The 19,208-nt window shown below is 61.9% G+C and carries 18 protein-coding genes; 9 read left to right on the top strand and 9 right to left on the bottom strand.

The genetic code is table 11. The features are described from left to right. Nucleotides 1–30 precede the first annotated feature (30 nt). The gene (locus tag AB4Y40_RS09195; RefSeq protein WP_368687416.1) at nt 31–1,677 is read left to right on the top strand and encodes an MBL fold metallo-hydrolase; all 1,647 of its coding nucleotides are present in this window, start codon (nt 31–33) and stop codon (nt 1,675–1,677) included. Between the two features lie 75 nt (nt 1,678–1,752). Here AB4Y40_RS09195 and AB4Y40_RS09190 read toward each other — a convergent pair whose 3' ends face one another. Further along, nucleotides 1,753–2,730, bottom strand: a complete 978-nt coding sequence (locus AB4Y40_RS09190; protein ID WP_368687415.1) for an NAD(P)H-dependent flavin oxidoreductase — start codon at nt 2,728–2,730, stop codon at nt 1,753–1,755. A 182-nt stretch (nt 2,731–2,912) separates the two neighbouring features. Between AB4Y40_RS09190 and folE the strand changes: the two genes are divergently transcribed. Continuing rightward, complete coding sequence (folE, locus tag AB4Y40_RS09185) at nt 2,913–3,548, top strand: GTP cyclohydrolase I FolE (RefSeq protein WP_368687414.1); 636 nt, start codon at nt 2,913–2,915, stop codon at nt 3,546–3,548. A gap of 87 nt (nt 3,549–3,635) precedes the next feature. Here folE and AB4Y40_RS09180 read toward each other — a convergent pair whose 3' ends face one another. The 5 genes from AB4Y40_RS09180 to AB4Y40_RS09160 form a co-directional block, all read right to left on the bottom strand. After that, nucleotides 3,636–4,247, bottom strand: coding sequence for a nuclear transport factor 2 family protein (locus AB4Y40_RS09180; protein WP_368687413.1), 612 nt, complete (start codon nt 4,245–4,247; stop codon nt 3,636–3,638). After that, entirely contained in the window at nt 4,190–4,504 is a 315-nt protein-coding gene (locus tag AB4Y40_RS09175) for a hypothetical protein (protein ID WP_254353341.1), read from the bottom strand. The genes AB4Y40_RS09180 and AB4Y40_RS09175 overlap by 58 nt, the downstream gene beginning before the upstream one ends. Further along, the gene (locus AB4Y40_RS09170) at nt 4,501–4,698 is read right to left on the bottom strand and encodes a hypothetical protein (protein WP_368687412.1); all 198 of its coding nucleotides are present in this window, start codon (nt 4,696–4,698) and stop codon (nt 4,501–4,503) included. Before AB4Y40_RS09170 ends, AB4Y40_RS09175 begins: the two co-directional genes overlap by 4 nt. A gap of 281 nt (nt 4,699–4,979) precedes the next feature. Further along, nucleotides 4,980–5,765 carry an SDR family NAD(P)-dependent oxidoreductase gene (locus tag AB4Y40_RS09165; protein ID WP_368687411.1) on the bottom strand — a complete coding sequence of 262 codons (786 nt, stop codon included), beginning with the start codon at nt 5,763–5,765 and terminating at the stop codon, nt 4,980–4,982. A 152-nt stretch (nt 5,766–5,917) separates the two neighbouring features. Further along, on the bottom strand, nt 5,918–6,817 hold the full coding sequence (locus AB4Y40_RS09160) for a LysR family transcriptional regulator (RefSeq protein WP_368687410.1): 900 nt from the start codon (nt 6,815–6,817) through the stop codon (nt 5,918–5,920). Nucleotides 6,818–7,028: 211 nt separating this feature from the next. Here AB4Y40_RS09160 and AB4Y40_RS09155 point away from each other — a divergent pair, with 211 nt between their 5' ends. Beyond that, nucleotides 7,029–8,621 carry a methyl-accepting chemotaxis protein gene (locus tag AB4Y40_RS09155; RefSeq protein WP_368687409.1) on the top strand — a complete coding sequence of 531 codons (1,593 nt, stop codon included), beginning with the start codon at nt 7,029–7,031 and terminating at the stop codon, nt 8,619–8,621. A gap of 76 nt (nt 8,622–8,697) precedes the next feature. Here the strand turns inward: AB4Y40_RS09155 and AB4Y40_RS09150 are convergent, their stop codons facing one another. Together AB4Y40_RS09150 and AB4Y40_RS09145 are read right to left on the bottom strand one after the other, a co-directional pair. Further along, complete coding sequence (locus tag AB4Y40_RS09150) at nt 8,698–10,293, bottom strand: GMC family oxidoreductase (RefSeq protein WP_368687408.1); 1,596 nt, start codon at nt 10,291–10,293, stop codon at nt 8,698–8,700. Further along, a complete protein-coding gene (locus AB4Y40_RS09145; protein ID WP_368687407.1) occupies nt 10,290–11,762 on the bottom strand; it encodes an aldehyde dehydrogenase in 1,473 nt (490 codons plus the stop codon). The genes AB4Y40_RS09150 and AB4Y40_RS09145 overlap by 4 nt, the downstream gene beginning before the upstream one ends. Nucleotides 11,763–11,989: 227 nt before the next feature. On the opposite strand from AB4Y40_RS09145, the gene AB4Y40_RS09140 reads away from it, so the two are divergent. Continuing rightward, nucleotides 11,990–12,970 (top strand): LysR family transcriptional regulator, encoded by a 981-nt coding sequence (locus AB4Y40_RS09140; RefSeq protein ID WP_368687406.1) that lies wholly within the window; start codon nt 11,990–11,992, stop codon nt 12,968–12,970. Nucleotides 12,971–12,990: 20 nt separating this feature from the next. Here AB4Y40_RS09140 and AB4Y40_RS09135 read toward each other — a convergent pair whose 3' ends face one another. Continuing rightward, the gene (locus AB4Y40_RS09135; protein WP_368687405.1) at nt 12,991–13,965 is read right to left on the bottom strand and encodes a GlxA family transcriptional regulator; all 975 of its coding nucleotides are present in this window, start codon (nt 13,963–13,965) and stop codon (nt 12,991–12,993) included. 182 nt (nt 13,966–14,147) lie between these two features. Between AB4Y40_RS09135 and AB4Y40_RS09130 the strand changes: the two genes are divergently transcribed. The 5 genes from AB4Y40_RS09130 to AB4Y40_RS09110 all read left to right on the top strand — a co-directional run bounded on the left by AB4Y40_RS09130 (nt 14,148) and on the right by AB4Y40_RS09110 (nt 19,197). Beyond that, the gene (locus AB4Y40_RS09130; RefSeq protein WP_368687404.1) at nt 14,148–14,576 is read left to right on the top strand and encodes a carboxymuconolactone decarboxylase family protein; all 429 of its coding nucleotides are present in this window, start codon (nt 14,148–14,150) and stop codon (nt 14,574–14,576) included. Between the two features lie 40 nt (nt 14,577–14,616). Then, nucleotides 14,617–15,600: a phytanoyl-CoA dioxygenase family protein gene (locus tag AB4Y40_RS09125; RefSeq protein WP_368687403.1), complete on the top strand. Its 984-nt coding sequence runs from the start codon at nt 14,617–14,619 to the stop codon at nt 15,598–15,600. Between the two features lie 225 nt (nt 15,601–15,825). Beyond that, the gene (locus AB4Y40_RS09120; protein WP_368687402.1) at nt 15,826–16,743 is read left to right on the top strand and encodes an NmrA/HSCARG family protein; all 918 of its coding nucleotides are present in this window, start codon (nt 15,826–15,828) and stop codon (nt 16,741–16,743) included. A gap of 40 nt (nt 16,744–16,783) precedes the next feature. Beyond that, nucleotides 16,784–17,632: an alpha/beta fold hydrolase gene (locus AB4Y40_RS09115; RefSeq protein ID WP_368687401.1), complete on the top strand. Its 849-nt coding sequence runs from the start codon at nt 16,784–16,786 to the stop codon at nt 17,630–17,632. Beyond that, nucleotides 17,629–19,197: an AMP-binding protein gene (locus AB4Y40_RS09110; RefSeq protein ID WP_368687400.1), complete on the top strand. Its 1,569-nt coding sequence runs from the start codon at nt 17,629–17,631 to the stop codon at nt 19,195–19,197. The genes AB4Y40_RS09115 and AB4Y40_RS09110 overlap by 4 nt, the downstream gene beginning before the upstream one ends. Nucleotides 19,198–19,208: the final 11 nt, after the last annotated feature.

The following is a 19,208-nucleotide window of genomic DNA, read 5'->3' as shown; positions in this document are numbered from 1 at the left end:
GCGGTTATTCATTGAATCAGAGGGAGTGACGTGGTACGGCCCGAACAACTGCTCCACCCGCAGCGACAACCCGTTTCACCACGCCCGGCGGCAACGATGCTGTTGCTGCGCGACGCGCAATACGAAGGTGCGCCCGCCATTGAAGTGCTGATGACGCGGCGTTCGGCGCAAGCGAGCTTCGCACCGGGCGCCTTTGTCTTTCCTGGTGGCGCGATCGATCCATCCGATGCACGCATCGCAGCGTGCGCGTCACGGCGCGGCACACAAGACGAAGTGCAGGCAGTTCAGGCTGTGGCCGCCATACGCGAGACATTCGAGGAGCTAGGCGTGTTGCTCGCGCGGCGAAGCGATGGCGCGTTCGTCGACGACAGCGATATGGCGATGCTCGACCGAAGCACAGCGATCGAGGAACATTGCGCGCAGCGAAGCCTCACGCTAGCCGCCGACTGCATTTATCCCCTTGCGCACTGGATCACCGACCGCGACCTGCCTCGGCGCTTCGACGTGCAGTTTTTCGTGGCGCGCATGCCTGCCGGACAAACCGCTGTCGCGGATGGCGCCGAGCAATTCGAACCGGTGTGGGTCAATCCCTCCGACGCGCTCGCGCGCCACGCTGCGGGCGACTTCGCCATGATCTTCCCAACCGTGCGCACGCTCGAACGCCTTTGTTCGTTCGAGTCGGTCGAAGCGTTGCTTGCTGCATGCGCCGGTGAAAAACCGCTGTGGAGCAGTTGTCCGCGCGGTGGCCTGAAAGCCGGCAACGTCGTGCGTTGCATGGAAGGCGACGCGCCTTATGGGGAGCTTCGCCTCGTGTGCCCTGACGGCCAGGTGCTTCACGCGCTCGACTGGCGATCGACCGATGCCGTCTCGCTTCTAAGAAATGTGATGCGGTTGACCGTCGCCAACGGCGGCATGATGACGGGACCAGGCACGAATACCTATATCGTCGGCTCGGCGGCAACCGGCTTCATCGTGATCGATCCCGGGCCTGACGATCGGGCGCACCTCCAGCGCATTCTCGTGGCAACGGGTGGCGACATCCGTATGATCGTCTGCACGCACTCGCACGCGGACCACGCGCCCGGCGCGCGGCCACTGCAAGCCGTGTGCGCGAACAAGCCAGCGGTCCTCGGTCTGCCGTCCGGGTCCTTTGCCAGGGCGAGCAGCCATTTCGTACCGGACCGCGAACTGCGCGACGGTGAATGGCTCGCGCTTGCCGGTGATGGCGAAACACATCGATTGCTCGTCGTTCCGACACCGGGGCACGCGAGCAACCACGTGTGCCTCGTCCTCGTCGAGGACGGATTGCTGTTCAGCGGAGACCACATCCTGAATGGAAGCACGACCATCATCGATCCACCCGACGGCAACATGACTGCGTACCTCGCGTCGCTGGACCGACTGGACGCGATCTGCGTTGAACATGAGATCGACTTCATTCTGCCTGCACACGGCTACGTGCTCGACCGCGCGCGTGAGCAGATCGCGCGCCTCAAGGCGCACCGCATGGCGCGGGAAGCAAAGATCGCGCAGGCAGTGAAGATACTGCCGAACGGCTCGATCGATGACTGGCTACGCCATGCCTACGACGACGTACCAGCACGGCTCTGGCCAGCCGCGGCCCGCTCGCTGCTTGCTCATCTCGAACGGTTAGACGAACAAGCCCCACGTTGCTGAATACGAACTGCCTGCCCGCGCCCGTTTTGAATCCGGGCACGGGCAGACGTATTCGAAAGGCGCCTTAGCGCACGCTCAGTTATCTTCTGCAAATGCGGCCAGCCGGCCGTGAATGAGTGCGCGCGCCTCAGCAACCATCCGGCTCACGAGTTCCGCGCAGGTGGGAATATCCTCGATCAGCCCGATCGCGAGACCGGCAGGGAACGTTCCATCTTCCGTATCCCCCGTTTCGTACATGCGCTTTCCGCGCTCGCCACTCACGAGTGGTTTGAGATCCGCGAATGTCGCGCCTTCCTTGTATTCGAGTTCCAGCACCTTCTCCGCAACAGAATTTCTGAAAATGCGCGAGGTGTTCTTCAGCGTGCGGAAAATCAGCGCCGTGTTGCGCTCGTCGTTCTCGACCAGCCTGCGCTTGACGTTCTCATGAATCGGCGCTTCCTGCGTGGCCATGAATCGCGTACCCATGTTGATGCCGTCCGCACCGAGCGCGAGTGCCGCGACCATGCCGCGCGCGTCGGCAATACCGCCCGATGCCAGCATCGGAATACGCAGCTTCGCGGCGGCCGCCGGCAACAGAATGAGGTTGGGCACGTCGTCTTCGCCTGGGTGGCCGGCACATTCGAAGCCGTCCACGCTCACGGCGTCACACCCCAATGCCTCTGCTTTCAGCGCGTGCCGCACAGAGGTGCACTTGTGGATGACCTTGATTCCCGCAGCCTTGAACGCCGGCATGTGCGGCTCGGGATTACGCCCCGCCGTCTCGACCACCTTCACGCCGTTCTCCACGATCGCTTGCACGTACTCATCGTACGGAACCGGTTTGATCGTCGGCAGAATCGTCAGGTTCACCGCGAACGGCTGGTCCGTCATCGATCGAACGCGGCCAATCTCATTGCGCAGCGCCTCCGGCGTGGGTTGCGTGAGCGCGGTGATGGTGCCGAGCGCACCGGCGTTCGAGACAGCAGCGGCCAGTTCCGCGCGGCCCACCCACATCATGCCGCCTTGAACGATGGGATATCGAATCCCAAGCAACTCTGTAATGCGCGTTTTCATGTACTGATCCTGTGATGTAAGTGCAACCTGCTTCTGCAGCGTGTGGCCCGTCGAGCGTAGCACGCGTTTGTATTTACGAACACCGTGCAATTATATACACTTTATTTACGTTGCCGATATGGGTGTGCCGCGCACGCGCACGAGCGTCGGATTGCACGAGGCATGAATGATCAGGAGAGTTGATGAACACGCGAGACAAAGAAATTGGCACTGAGGTAGCGTCGGCTCGCCCCACGCGGGATGAGGCGGAAGAAGCCGTGCGAACGCTTATCCGATGGGCGGGCGACGACCCCCAAAGAGAAGGTCTCATTCAAACACCCGCACGCGTCGCGCGCGCGTATCGCGAGTTCTTCTCCGGATACGAATCCGATCCGATGCAGATTCTTGCTACGACGTTTTCCGAAGTGGATGGCTACGACGAGATGGTGGTGCTAAAAGACATCCGCTTCGAAAGCTATTGCGAGCACCATATGGTGCCCATTATCGGGCGCGCGCACGTTGCTTACCTGCCCGAGCATCGCGTGGTCGGCATCTCCAAGCTTGCACGCCTCGTCGACGTATATGCCAAGCGTCTGCAGATTCAGGAGAAGATGACCGTTCAAATCGCCGATGCGTTGAACACGGTGTTACAGCCCAAGGGAGTCGCCGTGATCCTCGAAGCCGCGCATCAGTGCATGAGCACGCGCGGCGTGCATAAACCCGGCGCTTCGCTGGTGACGAGCCGGATGCTGGGTGCGTTTCGCGATGATCCATCAACGCGCCGTGAGTTTCTGTCAATCGTAGGCCACAGCACGATCATGCCGCTGCCCAATAGCTAAAAAGCCAACGTCGGCTCCACGCCGACGTTGGCTTGCATGAGATGCTGGTTATTCGTGACGAGCGTCGCGCGACGCTTATGCAAGCCCCTAAACCTCGCTGGGCTGACGTGTCGTGAGAGGCCGCTCGTAAGAGACGTCTTCGCGATTTCGCGAACTCACGCCATTGCTCATCAAGATTTCGCGCCAGGCAGCAGGCACTACGGCAGTCGTGAGTTCGTTGATCGCCTCCGAGATGCAGACGCGGGCGGCAATCGCCCACACGCCATTGCGCTTTTCGAAGCGGTCGATATAGCGCCCCACCGCAAGCGTGTCCGGCTTGACGCGATTCTCGCCGAAGAAAAGCCAGTACGTTTCCCCGTGCGCCTCGTCGCCCTTCAGCTCGACACTGTGATTGAACACCATATGGTGGTGCGATAGCTGATGCTCCGTGTGGTACGCAAAGGCCCAGTTTACGAATTCCTCTGCATTGCCAACGAATGCGCCGTGGTCATCGATCGCATCCGGGTGGTACGCCGACAGCGTCAACTCACGGTCCATGCGGTCGACCCCGCGGCAATAGCGGTGCACGCATTCGAGTATGGCCTGTTTGTCCAAAAGCGCTTCCACGCGTGCGCTCAACTCTTCGTTCATGGTTTCTACCGTTAGTAAGTCATGGCGACGAAAAAGACCACCGCGCCGATCACCGCGCCAATGAAGCAATACCCTTCACCTGTCGACAAATCGGTTTCCTCTTCCTGCGCGCGACTCGCAATCGCACACCCAACGAGGCCCGCGAATGCCGTTGCACCGAGCACGGCAATCGTCATCACAACGTCGAACAGCGCCGAACGGCCCAACTCTTCCATGCGCAAGTCGCGTTGCAGCAGCCAGATCGCCGCTGCCGAAATCGACAAGAGGATAAGCGGGAGCCATACCCTGCGCGCTTCTCGAGCGCGCTCGCCAGGCATCGTTTTCATCGTGCCGCCCCCTCCATGCGCAGCTTGCCGAAGATACGGTGCGCCATCGCACCCAGCGCGCGCGCCGCCCAATTCGATTGTTTTGCGCGATCCGATTCGTCCGACGAGGGAGGATGGCTGCCCGTAGGCTGGCGCCGATGGTGGAACGTGTAGTCCGCGAGAGGGCCACGTAAATCGCTGTCGAGCAGGTACATAGCATGTCTCCGATCAGGCTTGTGCCACGCGGGCGCATTCGCGGCGCCTCTATGTCGACATCGTAGGTGACGAAGTTCCGTTATGCAACAACTCGTTCAATTAACTGTGTCGGTGTTTTCACCAGCCGCCAGGGCGTAGCGTGCAGCGTATGCGCGAGCGCAAGCTACGCACACGGTCAATTGTGCGCAACGGATCGTATGCAATTTGGGCAAAGCAAAAGGCAGCCCAGGCCGCATCGCCGATGCGGCTTCGCAACGCGAAAAACGGGCCGCCGAGGGGATCAGGAAACCTGGAAACCGCCGTCGACAGCCAGGAGCTGGCCGGTGACATAGTCCGATGCCGGAGAGGCAAAGAACAGCACGGCGCGCGCGATATCGGAGGCGACGCCAATGCGGCCTAGCGGCATACGGCCGGGCTGCGTAATCGGCCCGCTTGCCTGATGGACCTTGGTCGATGCAGCCGCGCCCTCCGTCGCCACGCCGCCCGGCAACACGGCGTTCACGCGAATCGCGTCTGCTGCGAATTCGAGTGCGGCCACTTTGGTGAGATTGTTGACGCCCGCCTTCGATGCGCCGTAATCGCCGTTGTCGAAGATTACGGGCTGCAGCGAAGCCACCGACGAGATATTGATGATGGAACCGCCGCGCTTGGCCGCTTGCATGCGCTTGATCGCTTCGCGCATGCAGAGGAAGGTGCCGCGCAGGTTCACGCCGAGAACCTTGTCCCACTTCTCGGCCGACGTTTCGACGAATTGCGTCTTCGGATAGATACCCGCATTGTTGACGAGAATGTCGAGACGCCCGAGCTTTGCCTGAACGGTTTCGTACATCGCAAGAATCGAAGATTCATTGCCGATGTCCACCTTGACGGCGATCGCCTTACCTGAAGCGCTTTCGATTTGTTTGACCGTTTCCTGCGCCGCTTCCTCGTTCAAGTCCGCCGCGACCACAGCGGCGCCGGCCGACGCCAGCAACAGCGCCGTCTCGCGGCCGATACCCGAACCTGCCCCTGTCACAATCGCCACTTTCTGATCGAGACTGAAAAGACTCGCCACATTCGTGCTCACTGCTCCTCCTTTGGCTCGCCATGCGAGCGGGTTATTTTGTGAACGTCATTCGTAAACATAAACACCCCACCGTGGGGTGTCAAGATGAACGCGGAAACGAATGACGCAAGGAGCAGCGAGAACGAATCGGTGCAACGGTGCTGCTGTGAGCGTCACGCCGGGTGCGGCGACGCGATTTCGCGCATGATGTCGAGCATCGCGCGGTGCCAGGGCTTGTGGGGTCTATCCGCCCACACCAGTGACACTTCCGTTTCGCCGGAAGCCGGAACATCCTCAATGTCAACGTAAGCAACACCTTCCACGGGCAGGTATCGCGCCGAGTCCAGCATCAATCCGACGCCCAGTTCGTGCGCGACGAGGTTGAGCATCGTATAGGGGTGGCGCGCCTGCTGAGTCACTCGCGGCGACAAGCCCTCTTCGCGCCGCGCTGCTTCGAACGCGGCGAACAGCGGTTGCGACATCTGCTGAGGAAACATGATGAGTGGATATCGCGCGAGATCCGCAATGCGAATCGAACGCTGCGTCGCGACGGGCCATTTCGCGGGAACCGCAGCCACCACGCGCAGGCGCTCGATCACCACGCTCTCCAGACCCGAGACGTCCGCCGCACTGGTCACCACCACGCCCAGGTCGATGCTGCCGTTCTTCACGCTCGCGACAGTCAGGGCACTACCACGCTCGATCAATCGGACATCGACACCGGGCCATTGCTTGCGCAGCCCCTGAATGGCGAGCGGCATGATGCGTAGCGCGCACATCGGCACGAACGCCACGCTCAAGCTCGCCAGTTCATCGGCTGCCTGGCGCACCCGCCGCTCCGCTAGTTCCGCTTGCGCGATGAGCGGCTTGGCTTCCGCGAGCAACGCGGATCCCGCGGGCGTAAGGGTCACTCCGCGCGGCGTGCGTTCGAGCAGCTTGATGCCAAGCTGTTCCTCCAGCCGCATGATCGACTGGCTGAGCGGCGGCTGCGCCATGCCGAGGCGCGCAGCCGCACGCCCGAAGTGCTGGGTCTCCGCAACCGCAACAAAGTGTCTGAGGTGCCGCAATTCCATGGCTTGATATGACTTCGATATCGAGAGTGCCGCCAGCATATCGCCTTTGTCCTATTGCGGTGCACTGCGGATGAACCCTGGTCACATTGTTGAACGCAGGCGGTATCGGGCGCATCCGGACTTGACGTAGACCCGCGTTGAACATACATTTTTGAATATCGTTCTAAATTATGAATAATAAACGGGGCCGCCCGGATGATCTGGAAGAGGCATGGGGCAAGAGAACATTTCGAAGCGTGAATACGAATTGCAAGACCATGAACTGATGGTTTGCTGCGTAGGCGTTCAATCTCAAGTCGTCTATTCGAACCCGGTGTATCAACGTGTGACGGGATATTCGCTGCAGGAGCTCCAGGCTATGCACGGTTCGAACCGCATACGCGACGTACCGCAGCTCGTACTGGCCGACCTTGGGGGAGCCGTCAAGCAGGGCAAGCCATGGACCGGTCTGATCAAGCTCGCCTGCAAGGGTGGCACGCTGGTGTGGTGCCGCCTCAATATGGCGCCGCTCGTTTCGCACGGTCAGTACATCGGCTCCCTCATGGTTCTCAGCAAGCCGGCTCATGGGGAAATCGAGCAAACCGAAGGGCTTTATCGGCGCCTGCACGCCGACCGTGGCGGGAAACTCGGGTGGGCGCAGGGACGTATCGTTCGCGGCGGCCTCGTTGGCAAGGCCGCCAGCCGCGTTCGTTCGTTGGGTCTTAAGCGCTATCTCTGGGGCGCGCTGCTCTCGCTCGCCTTGGTGGACGCACTCGGTCTGGCTAGCCGGAGCGACGATCTTGCGTCGGTCTCGTTCTGGGGTGAAATCGCCGCCCTGCTTCTGCTGACGGCCGCGGCAGGTATGTTCCTCTCCAGGGTCATCGTGAACCCATTACAGGACGCTGCGCGAGCCGCAATGAAGATCGCCGCGGGCGATCTCAGCGCAACATGCCAAAGCGATCGAAGCGATGAAATCGGTGACGTGCTCCGAACCCTGAATCAGGTCAGCATCAACATGCGCGCCACGGTGCTCGATGTGCGCAATGGCGTTAGAACCATACAGCGCGTCACCAGGGAAATCGCGTCGGGAACATTCGAACTCTCCGGGCGCACGGAAACGCAGGCCAGCAGCCTCGAAGAAGCCGCAGCTTCGATGGAGCAAATCAATTCGACGGTCGGCAACAACGCTGATGCCGCCCGCCAGGCTAGCGATCTGGCAGCACGTGCGAGCCATGCGGCGGCGGACGGCGGCCGCGTGGTGGACCAGGTCATCTCGACGATGGGCCAGATCACGCAATCGAGCAGCAAGATATCCGACATCATTTCCGTGATCGACGGCATCGCTTTCCAGACCAATATTCTGGCCCTGAACGCGGCAGTCGAAGCCGCGCGTGCTGGCGAACAAGGACGCGGATTTGCTGTCGTGGCAGGCGAGGTTCGCAATCTCGCGCAGCGCAGTGCGCAGGCCGCAAAGGAAATCAGCGCGCTGATCACGCAGAGTGTCGAAAAGGTCGACGACGGGTCGAAGCTGGTCGATTCGGCAGGTAAGACGATTGCGGATATCGTTGCCCAGGTTCGCGGCGTCACCAGTCTGGTGAGCCAGATCGCAGAGGCGTCGCGGGAACAATCGGCCGGCGTCGGTCAGGTGAGCCAGGCGGTAGAGCAGTTGGACCGCATGACACAAGTGAACGCGACGCTCGTTCAACAGCACACGACCGCAGCCGATAGCTTGCAGCAGCAGACCGAGCGGCTCGCCGAAATGCTTTGCGTTTTCACGTTATCGCGCGACGAACGGAACGCGCTGCTAACAGGAACCGGAACGTGATCCCGCCCCGCTAAACGCGTTCAGCAGAATTCTGGCGTGCGTTTCGATCTACCCGAACACGCCCGCCAGCGTTCAATCATCCTGCCACGATCATTTCCGCGGCCTTCTCGGCCAGGGCGATCGTTGCAGCATTCGTATTGCCCGAAATGATGTTCGGCATGACGGAGGCGTCGACCACACGCAGCCTCTCGACACCGCGAACCCGCAATTGCGGATCGACGACGGCGGTCTCGTCCGTTCCCATCCGGCAACTGCCTACCGGGTGGTAACCAATACCCACGCGTTGGCGCACGTACGCTTCCCACGCGCTATCGCTTTCGGGCAGCGATGCGGGCTCGTGATCGCCGATGACGTGTTTCGCCAGCGGCGGCGCGGCAAACACCCTGCTCACGAGACGACTACCCTTGATGGTCAGTTCGAGATCGCGAGGATCTCCAAGCAGCGCGTGCTCGATGACCGGCTTCGTAAGCGGATCGCGATCCTTCAGACTGATGCGCCCGCGTCCGTGCGGCCGCAAAACCTGCGATCCAATCGTGACGCCCGCTTGCTTCGCCAACGCGGGATGTCCACCAACGAAGCCAATCGCCAGCGGCAAAAAGCTCATGGCGATGTCTGGCTCGTTCAGTTCGGGGGCACTGCGCGCGTAGGCCATCGCATGGACGGCGATCGACGTCAGAATCCCCTTCCTGACTGTCGCATACTGCAGCAGGTGTCCCGCGAGACGCAGCGGCCCCACCATGGTGTTGTACGTCGGCACATCGATCAGGCGGCTCTGCGAGACTCCGCAGTGCTCCTGCACATTGCGGCCAACGCCGGACAGATCGGCAACGACTTCGATACCCATCGCGGACAGATCCGCTCCTGCGCCAATGCCGGATCGCATCAACACGCCAGGCGATGCGATCGTTCCGCCACTCAGGACGACCTCCCTGCGCGCAAGAAAGATCTGTCGCGCGCCATCGACGATGACATTGACGCCAATCGCCCGCCGCCCCTCGAACAGCACGTTGTCGACAAACGCGTTAGTCGCGACGGTGAGGTTGGGCCGCTTGAGCGCAGGTTCGAGATAAGCCTTGCGTGCACTACAGCGTTTGCCATTTCGCGTCGTGCCGTAGACGATGAACGAACCATGCAGGTCGCCCGCGCAATACTCGTCGCGCGCCGGCATGCCGCAATGCCCGGCGGCGTCGAGAAAGGTATGCGCCAATGGATGCAGTACGCGCGGCGGCGAGACCGTCAGCGGGCCATCCGAGCCATGCACGGAGGATGCCGGACCAGCGAAATTTTCGGATTTCCGGAAGTACGGGAGCAGGTCGTCGAAGCCCCAGCCGGCACACCCGCCGTCATGCCACGCATCGTAGTCTCCGCGCTGGCCGCGGATGTAGACCATCCCGTTGATGCTGCTGCTGCCGCCTAACGCCTTACCCGCGGCCCATGTCGTCACGCGCGCGCCGGCCGAAGGATCCGGCTCGGTCGGATAGATCCAGTCCGCCTTGGGATTGCCCATCAGCGCAAAACTGCCGGCAGGCATGTCGAAGAGAAACCCCTTTCCTTCCTTGCCCGCTTCCAGCAGCAACACGCGAGTTGAAGCGTTCTCGCTCAGCCGTGCCGCGATCACGCACCCCGCCGATCCGCCGCCGATAACGATATAGTCGAAAATGCTTTCGCTCATCGCTTGCCTTCCCTGCGCGCAACGAAAACATTCTTGAGCTGCAGATACTCTTCCATGCCGGCCCAGCCGCCCACCCTGCCGAAGCCGCTTTGCCGGTAGCCGCCGAACGGCGCGCCGGGTGCCATCGAAGCGAAACCGTTGATGTTCACGTAGCCCGCGTGGATGCGCTCGGCGAACGCGTGCGCACGGTCGAGATCGTTGGTATGCAGATAGGCGCCGAGGCCGTAGCGCGTGCCGTTGGCGATCGCGAGCGCTTCTGCGTCGTCGGCGAACGGGGTGATCGAGAGCACGGGACCGAACACCTCGTTCTGTTCCAGCGCACTTCCTGGCCGGACATCGGCGAACACGGTCGGCTGAATGAAGAAGCCGTCGGCCAGTTCGCCCCCCACCCGCTCGCCGCCCGCAACGAGCCTCGCATCGCGCCGCGCTTGCGCGATGATGCCGAGGATACGGTCGCAGGCTGACTGGCCGATCACCGGGCCCGCGACCGTGCCAGGGTCGAAGGGGTCGCCCACCTTCATGCTCGCAGCCACCGCCGCGGCGCGCGCCACCATTTCGTCGTAGCGCGATTGGTGCACAAGCAGCCGCGTCGGGTTCACGCAGCCCTGCCCGCTGAGACCCAACGCGCCATAGACAGCCTGTACCGCAGCTGCGTCGAGATCGGCGTCTTCGAAGACAAGGTTGGCGGACTTGCCGCCCAGTTCCAGCGCCACCGGCTTGAGGCACGCCGCCGCCGTCGCCATCACACGCCGCGCGACGCCTTCGCCGCCCGTGAACGTGACCTTGCCGACCTCGGGGTGCGCCACGAGCGCCTCGCCCGCTTCGGCTTCGCCGGGCACGACATTGAAAAGGCCCGCTGGAAAGCCAGCTTCGTGAGCGAGTTCGGCGATTCGCAGTGCGACGAACGGCGCCAGCGCTGGGGGCTTCAGAACGACACCATTGCCAGCGGCGATTGCCGGAAGCGCCATCATGCAGGTCGCCATGAGCGGACCGTTCCACGGGATGATGACGCCCACGACGCCATAAGGCTCCCGGCGTGTGTAGTTGAATCCGGGCGCCGGATAAGACTCTCCGTACGAACCCTCGATCTTGTCGATCCAGCCCATGTAGTGATCAACCCAGCCGAGCGCCATCTCCATCATCGGGAGCGCTACCGGAATACCCGACTCTCGGGCACCGAGAAATGTCAGTTGCGCCTGGTTCGCTTCGAGCAACTCGCCCAGGCGCCGAAAGCTTCGCGCCCGTGCGCGTGGCCCCATCTCCATCCACACGCGCTGCGCCGCCCTGGCAGCCTTCATGGCGCGGTCGATATCGCTCACGCTGCCGAGGGGCACGACGGCTTGAGGCCGCCCTGTTGAAGGGTTGACATGTTCGACGCGGGCTGCGCCGTCAGCTTCGACGAATGCACCGCCGATATAGAGGCGCCCGGGAACATCGAGCGGGCGCTGGTGCGATTGGGAAAGTGCCATGTGCCGTTCCATTGTGCGTTTGACTGCTACAGGCAGGAGACGCGTGCAGGAACCGGCGCCGGTCACGCGCCGTCGAGGTCAGTCGTGTCGTCTCCTGAGCATTTTCGTGGTCGGCCTGGCGCGCGCGGCGCGGGCCGCCTCTGATAAATTCGATTCTAGCGTCGGCCCATGCTCTACACTGCTTACTAAACGGAACATTTAGAGTGACTTTTTTTCATTAATCGACGATGCCAGAAATCCGGAATCTGCAGCCTTTCGTTCAGGCCGTCCGTTGCGGCAGCTTCATCGCGGCGGCAACCCGCCTACAGGTCACGCCGCCTGCCATCAGCAAGAGTATCGCGGCGCTGGAGCGTGAACTCGGCGTGCGCCTCTTCAACCGGACCACACGCAAGCTGAGCCTCACGAGCGAGGGGCGGCAGTTCTATCAACGGGTGGCGCCGTTGTTGAATCAGCTCGACGAAGCCGTCGCGGATGTGCGGCGCAGTCCCGAGCATCCGGAGGGCATGATCAAGGTATCCGTCACGCCGACGTTCGGGAGGCATTGCCTGACTCCGGTGATCGCAGAGTTTCTGCAACGCTATCCGCTCGTCGAAATCGATATCAGCTATGACGAAGTTGCGCCAAGCCTTGTCAACGAAGGCGTCGACGTCAGTATTCAGCACACCCGGGGACGCGGAACCAATCATGTCTCCCGTCCGCTGTGCGACTACCCCATCGTACTGGTCGCGAGTCCGGGCTATCTCGAACGCAAGAGCGTTCCTCAAACACCGGAGGAACTAGCGGAACACGAATTCGTCGGCATCCGTATGCCGTTCGGACTCGCCGCGCTTCATCTCGAACGCATGCCAGGAAGTACGCGAAAGCGCGGCGCCCGGAAGGACAGGACGTTCGTCCACCATCCCCGCGGGCGTCTAACCGTGGCAGGCCAACCGGACACCAGCCTCGTCGCAGCGCTCAGCGGCGCAGGGATCACGCCATCATCCGTGCCCGTGGTGCTGCCTTATCTGCGTACCGGCGCACTCAAGATCGTGCTTCCCGAATGCCGGGTGCACGGCGACGAGGCGGATGGTACGGGACCGCGCATTTACGTGCACTATCCCCACCGCCAGTATCTGCCCGCGAAAGTCAGGGTTTTTGTGGATTACCTGCTCGAACGGTTTCGTTCAACGGATACCGCCCAAGCCGAACTCGACACATTTGCGGCCTGAATGCCGGGCGGTTTCAAACTTCATTCGCGTCCGGCACCGCGCCGTCGATACGCGGACGGACTCATCGAAACGTATTTGTGGAAGATGTTGCGAAACGCGCGCACATCTGAATAGCCCACCATGACGGCGATCTGCTCAATTGAGACCTGAGTGTTGCGCAGCATGCGTTTTGCTGCCTCGATTCGCAATGAGCTTGCATAAGCTCGCGGCGTCACGCCGAGGCTTCGTGTGAAGCGGCGCAGCAACGTAGCGTGACTAACGGCCAGCACGTCCGCCAGTTCGCTGATCTTGAAGTCCTGGGCGAAACGCTGTGCGAGCCAGAACTGCGCGCTGCTTACGAGCGGATCGTCGCTCGACAGGCGGCCTTCCTCGCGCTCGCCATCCGTGCCTGTCGTCGAGGCTAGCCATTGAGCGGTATGCGATGAAATCGCACGATCGACGAGGCGCGCCACGAGTTGCCATTCGCTTGCCGGCACGCTGCAGGTGTGCGCACCTGCGTGCTCCGCGATCGTGGCGCCTGTGTCCACGCGCACCTTGGGATAGCGCGAGCGCAGCAAGCCCCTGAGCACGCGCGGGACAGCCGCAGGGCCACCGTCGAGAAGGCCTGCCTGAGCGAGCAGCAATACCCCTGTGCCGCTTGCGGCCAGTACTGCGCCCCGGGAACGTTGCCAACGCAGCCACTCCGTCACCGGCTGTGCGTGGTCGAGCAGCGTAACGAGCGCCTCTTCGCTGGCCACCGCAAAGGCCGGGACGTAGACGATGCTGTACTCGGCGTCGCCCAGCAAGTCGCCGTCACTATCCATCTTCCGGCCGCCGGCGAACTCCAGACCGCCCGCGGTGGCGCTCAACAGGCGCACCTGCGTCTTCATCGTGTGGCGGTATGGCGGCGCGAACTGCGTAAATACATGCCGTGCAATGAGTGCGAACCCATCCGCCAGCGCGCCCACGCTCGACAGGTAGCTGCCCGGCAGCACGAGCGCGGCAACATCTTTCACTGGCTCAGTCGGCGTGGCGGGCTTGCGAATTTCGATCCCCTTATATACAGAATTTGATCCTCTTTCGCGGCGATCTTAGCACGCATCATCGTCATCATTGTCAGCGAAAAAAATGGCGGGGAGGAGCAGAGCCGCTACCCGCCACCCATAGCCGCGCCGCTGCGGTAAAACAGGAGACGCAAATGAAGAGCCTGGAAGAAAAGCACGCCTATGGTTTAAAGGTATTCGGCGAAATCATGGGTGAGGACAAGGCCGCCGGCCTGCGGGCCGCAAGCGAGTCCAACGGCTTTGGCGCCGATATTTCACGCCTTGCCGTCAATTACGCGTTCGCGGACGTATGGGGCGACGACAAGCTCGAGCGCAAGCAGCGCAGCCTCGTGACGCTCGGCATCCTGATTGCCAACCGGCAGACACTCGAACTGAAAAACCACGTCCGCATTGCAGTACGCAACGGTCTGAGCGCACGAGAGCTCGAAGGTGTGCTCATCCAGGCGCTGCCGTATGCAGGCTTCCCGGCTGTCGCCTCCGCCACCACCGCGGTACTCGAGACGCTGCGGGAACTGGGCATCGACACTACCACCCGTACTTCGGAAGAACGCGGATTGCTGTGAGACAGCGGCGAAGCGCCCCTGCGACTTGAGGAGACAATTTGTGAGCACACCAATCGTGGATATCGTGCCGACGATGCGCGAATTCAACGTTTCGAACGATCTGCTCGGCGATCACGCCGCGCTGCAACAACGCTGGGACGAAGACGGCTACCTGTTCTTCCGCGACGTACTGGACCACGAGCCGCTCGAACGCATGCGCGCGCTGCTCGTTGACCACCTCTATCGCAACGGTTTCGTGGACCGTAACGATCGGGACGTGCGATGGACCGGCAAGGAGCGCGAAAATTTCTGCTTCTTTCCCGTGAAGGAAATGAATGAGCAGCGCGCCGCGCGAACCGTGATGGAAGATCCCGCAACTCGCGCATTCTTCCAGAGGCTCTTCGACGTACCGCTTTATTGGGTGCCGTTTACCGAATACCGCACTTCGCCGCCCGCCATCGATAAAAACCGCACACGCTTCGACTTCATTCACGAAGATGCGATCTACAGCGACCGCCTCGACTTCATCATTTGCTGGATTCCACTCAGCGATATCGACGCGCAAGTTGGTGGACTGGCCGTAGCGGAAGGGCTGCACAAGCTTCCGTGCCTGCACAAGAAGGACGGCGACAAGATCATTCCCATCGACCTTGCGAGCGTGCCCGAAGAAGCATGGCGCCGCACGAACTACCGTCTAGGCGACGTCCTGTTGATGAGTCGGCGCACGCCGCACTCCGGGCTCAGCAATCATTCGGACCGTTTTCGTCTTTCGCTCGACACGCGCATCCTGCCGCAAGGCGGCAGTTTCCCATTCGCGCCGCGGCTGCCCTATGTGGGCACGCTGACGTCTATCGCGCCTGACCAGATCGTTGTGCGCGACGCCGATGGCGAGCATGTCTTGCGGCTCGACGAAACGAGCTATTTGCGCGGTTTCCAGGGCAACCGCGTGCGCGGCGACGAGATTGCCGATGTTTATCAGCCTGGCTGCGAAGTGATCGTCGCACATGAAGGCGGCCTCGTTCAAACGCTGCGACCGCAGCATTGATCGTGCTATCGCGCGGAAAGACGACGCTTCGTCTTTCCGCTTCGCGCCCCTTGGCGCCCGCGCATTCGCCACCGCGCACTTTTATGAACATCGTGCTAATATTAGAACACAAGCACGATTCCAGGCGATTCCCCAATGACCGGTCGCATGGCTAGTGACTTCGTGCGCTATGCGCCCAGCCACGACACGGCTGGCCTACCTCTATAGTTCGACCACCGGAAAATCATGACCGATTCATCCGACGCGACACTCGTCATCGGCGCTACTGGCGCGCAAGGGGGTGCAACCGCTCGTCGCCTCCTTGCGGCTGGACGTACAGTGCGCTTCCTGACACGAGATCCAGACTCGCCGACTGCGCGAGCACTCATCGAAATGAACGCGCAGGGCCTAAGGGGAGATCTGGACGACCGTGAGTCGCTCGAGAAAGCGATGGAGGGCGTCCGCTCCGTCTTTTCCGTTCTCCTTCCTGATTTCGATCGCAGCGACAGGGAGCGCCGCCAGGGCTTCGCGCTCATCAACGCAGCGCGCAACGCGGGCGTCCCGCAATTCGTTCATACCTCCGTGGCGCAGGCAGGCAATCATTTGACGTTTCCAGGCTGGAACGAGAAGCGCTGGAATCAAAAATACTGGACGGACAAATGGGACGTCGAAGAGGCCGTTCGCTCTGCGGGTTTCGAATCATGGACGGTCTTGCAACCGGCATTCATGATGGACAATCTCGCTGAGCCGAAAGCGCGCGCGATGTTCCCGCACCTGCGCGAGGGCTTGCTGCTCAGCGCGTTGCTGCCCGATTCCCGGCTCGACTGGGTTGCCGCCGACGACGTGGGTGCGCTCGCAGCCAGCGCGCTCAACGACGCGCAACGCTGGCATGGCGAGACTGTGCCGCTGGCTTCGGAGAAGCTCACGATGTCTGAAGTGGGAGCTTGCCTCAGTCAGGTTCTTGGCAGACAGATTGGCGTTTCGCACGTCTCGCCGGACGAAGCGCGAGCAAAGGGACTCGCACCGGGTTGGGTGAACGCGCAGGAATGGATCAACGCGGTCGGGTATCGCGTCGACATCGATTCGCTCTCCGAACATGGCATCCAGCTGACCTCGATGACAGACTGGATCGACGCGAATCGACAGCACATCCCGCTTGCGTGACAGGTGTGCGAAACAATCCTTGAGCAATGGAAGAGCCGCAATGAATGTCAGTGCCCCCTCCTGGTTCGATCTCGCCATGAGCCAGCCACGCCGCTCCCACTTCACCGAAGCCAGCGGGGCCGCAGTGCACTATGTCTCCTGGAACGCCGCAGACACAGGCAAATCTCCGCTCGTCTTCGCGCATGGATTTCTAGGTCACACGCACTGGTGGGACTTCATTGCGCCGTTCTTCACCGATCGCTTTCGTGTGTTCGCTCTGGATTTCAGCGGCATGGGTGAGAGCGGCTACAGGCAGGAATACAGCGCAGAAATTTTCGTGCGCGACCTCGTAGCCGTCGTGGACGCAATCGGCTCCGGTCCGTGCGTTGCAGTCGGCCACAGCTTCGGCGGATCTCGTCTCCTGCAGGCGTGCGCGACTTTTCCCGATCGTCTCTCGCATGCCATCGTGCTCGATTCGTATTTCATGCTACGCGGCGATAGCTTGCCTGCCGTCGAACGACGCCCGCCTCCACGCCCCTATCCGGACTGGCAAACCGCCGTCAGCCGGTTTCGCCTCATCCCCGAGCAGGATTGCGGGCCGTGGCTTCTGGAACATCTCGCGCAGACATCGCTTCGCCAAACCGCCGACGGCTGGGTGTGGCGCTTCGATCCGAAGCTTCGGGATCTCCAGCCGGTCGAGGGAGAGGAAGAGCTGCTGAGCCGCATCACGGTTCCCGTCAGCTACGTTCACGCCGAGTGCAGCAGCGTGGTCAGCGCAGATCGCGCGCGGAACATCGCAGCGGCGATTCCCCACGCAAAAGGGCCCATCACGATGCCGCGCGCGGGCCATCACATGATGCTCGACCAGCCGCTTGCACTGGTGAGCCTCTTACGGGCGTTGCTGGCATGAAACCCGACACAACTGCAACCTGGACAAGTGAGTTGCCTCTCTCGGCTCTGATCGCGCGCGCCGTCGAACAGCACGGCGCCACGCCGCTCCATTTTCATATCCAGGGCGGCGCCTACACGTGCACCACGCAGTCCTTGCTGCGCGACGCGAGAGGGATATGCAAGGCGCTGCGAGCGATCGGCCTGCGTCGAGGCGATGTGATCGCGATACAGCTCCCCACGCAGCGCGAGACTGCGCTTCTGTATCTGGCTGCACTCGAAATCGGCGCCGTGCTCGTACCGATCGTCCACATCTACGGTCCAGCCGAAGTCGGCTTCATCCTTCGGCAGTCGCGCGCCCGATTTCTTTGCGTACCCGACCTCTGGTGCGGCACGGACTACCTGGAGCGTGTCGCCGCGCTGGGCGACCCACCCGATCTGGAGCGCGTCATAGTCGTTGGCGATCGGGTGCCAGCGAACGGCATCACGTTCGATGCGCTGCAGCGACTCGCGGCGACAACGCACGATTCGCATCCCGGGGACGCGCCGACGCCGGAAGACATCTGCCTGCTGCTGTACACCTCGGGAACGACGGCTTCTCCCAAAGGCGTTCAGCACTCGCATCGAACCGTTGGCGCAGAGTGGCAGATTCCGTTCATCGACGGGCCAGGGCCATACCTGACGCCCTTCCCTGCCGGGCATATCGCAGGCTTCAATTTTCTGTTGCGTCCGTTCGTCACCGGCACGGAGATGGTGTTCATGGACCGATGGGACGCCTCACTCGCCGCACGACTCATCGAAGAGCACCGGGTACGCCTTTCGGGCGGCACGCCGTTCCATCTTCAAGGACTCCTTGATGCCGCTCGTCGCGACGGCCGCAGCCTGGCGTCGCTCGTGTCTTACGGTCTGGGCGGCACGGGCGTCACGCCCGAGCACGTCGCCCTGGCCGATCGCGCCGGATTTAAGGGAACGCGCGCTTATGGGTTGACCGAACACTCGACGGTGAGCGTTGCCTGGGCCGATTCTCCTTTTGAAATTCGAGCCAACACGGACGGGCGCGTTCAGCCCGGCTCTCAGGTGCGCGTTGTCGACGAGTTGGACCGCGACCTGCCTGCGGGACACGACGGCGAGATTCTCATCAAGGGGCCGGAGTTGTTCGTCGGCTACACCGACCCGGCACTCAATGCGGCGGCATTCACTGAAGACGGATGGTTCCGGACTGGCGATATTGGCCATCTCGACGAAAGCGGCTTCCTGACCATCACGGACCGAAAGAAGGACATCGTAATTCGCGGTGGAGAAAACATCTCGTCGCTCGAAGTGGAGCGCGTGCTTGCCACTCACCCCGCCGTACGCGATGTCGCCGTCGTGGCGCAACCCAACGCCCGATACGGCGAAAGAGTCTGTGCCGTAGTCGTCTTGCACGAACACACGGCACTCGACCTGAGTGCGGTTCAGACCCACTTTGCCGCCGCGGGCGTGGCGAAGCAAAAGACCCCCGAGCATCTTTGTATCGTTGCTGAACTGCCGCGCACGCCATCAGGAAAAGTGCGAAAAGGAGACCTGCGCAAGCAGCTTTCCACGTAATGGCAGTCCAG

This window comes from Paraburkholderia sp. EG287B, from assembly GCF_040965595.1.
GTDB lineage: Bacteria > Pseudomonadota > Gammaproteobacteria > Burkholderiales > Burkholderiaceae > Paraburkholderia.
Note: the sequence above shows the minus strand (reverse complement) of the source record. Positions and strands in the feature narration are given on the sequence as shown.

What these genes read in the sequence shown, in the direction of transcription:
- AB4Y40_RS09190 (WP_368687415.1), bottom strand. Translation starts at nt 2,730, where the DNA reads ATGAAAACGCGCATTACAGAGTTGCTTGGGATTCGATATCCCATCGTT.
- folE (WP_368687414.1), top strand. Translation starts at nt 2,913, where the DNA reads ATGAACACGCGAGACAAAGAAATTGGCACTGAGGTAGCGTCGGCTCGC.
- AB4Y40_RS09175 (WP_254353341.1), bottom strand. Translation starts at nt 4,504, where the DNA reads ATGAAAACGATGCCTGGCGAGCGCGCTCGAGAAGCGCGCAGGGTATGG.
- AB4Y40_RS09170 (WP_368687412.1), bottom strand. Translation starts at nt 4,698, where the DNA reads ATGTACCTGCTCGACAGCGATTTACGTGGCCCTCTCGCGGACTACACG.
- AB4Y40_RS09160 (WP_368687410.1), bottom strand. Translation starts at nt 6,817, where the DNA reads ATGGAATTGCGGCACCTCAGACACTTTGTTGCGGTTGCGGAGACCCAG.
- AB4Y40_RS09155 (WP_368687409.1), top strand. Translation starts at nt 7,029, where the DNA reads ATGGGGCAAGAGAACATTTCGAAGCGTGAATACGAATTGCAAGACCAT.
- AB4Y40_RS09150 (WP_368687408.1), bottom strand. Translation starts at nt 10,293, where the DNA reads ATGAGCGAAAGCATTTTCGACTATATCGTTATCGGCGGCGGATCGGCG.
- AB4Y40_RS09145 (WP_368687407.1), bottom strand. Translation starts at nt 11,762, where the DNA reads ATGGCACTTTCCCAATCGCACCAGCGCCCGCTCGATGTTCCCGGGCGC.
- AB4Y40_RS09140 (WP_368687406.1), top strand. Translation starts at nt 11,990, where the DNA reads ATGCCAGAAATCCGGAATCTGCAGCCTTTCGTTCAGGCCGTCCGTTGC.
- AB4Y40_RS09130 (WP_368687404.1), top strand. Translation starts at nt 14,148, where the DNA reads ATGAAGAGCCTGGAAGAAAAGCACGCCTATGGTTTAAAGGTATTCGGC.
- AB4Y40_RS09120 (WP_368687402.1), top strand. Translation starts at nt 15,826, where the DNA reads ATGACCGATTCATCCGACGCGACACTCGTCATCGGCGCTACTGGCGCG.
- AB4Y40_RS09115 (WP_368687401.1), top strand. Translation starts at nt 16,784, where the DNA reads ATGAATGTCAGTGCCCCCTCCTGGTTCGATCTCGCCATGAGCCAGCCA.
- AB4Y40_RS09110 (WP_368687400.1), top strand. Translation starts at nt 17,629, where the DNA reads ATGAAACCCGACACAACTGCAACCTGGACAAGTGAGTTGCCTCTCTCG.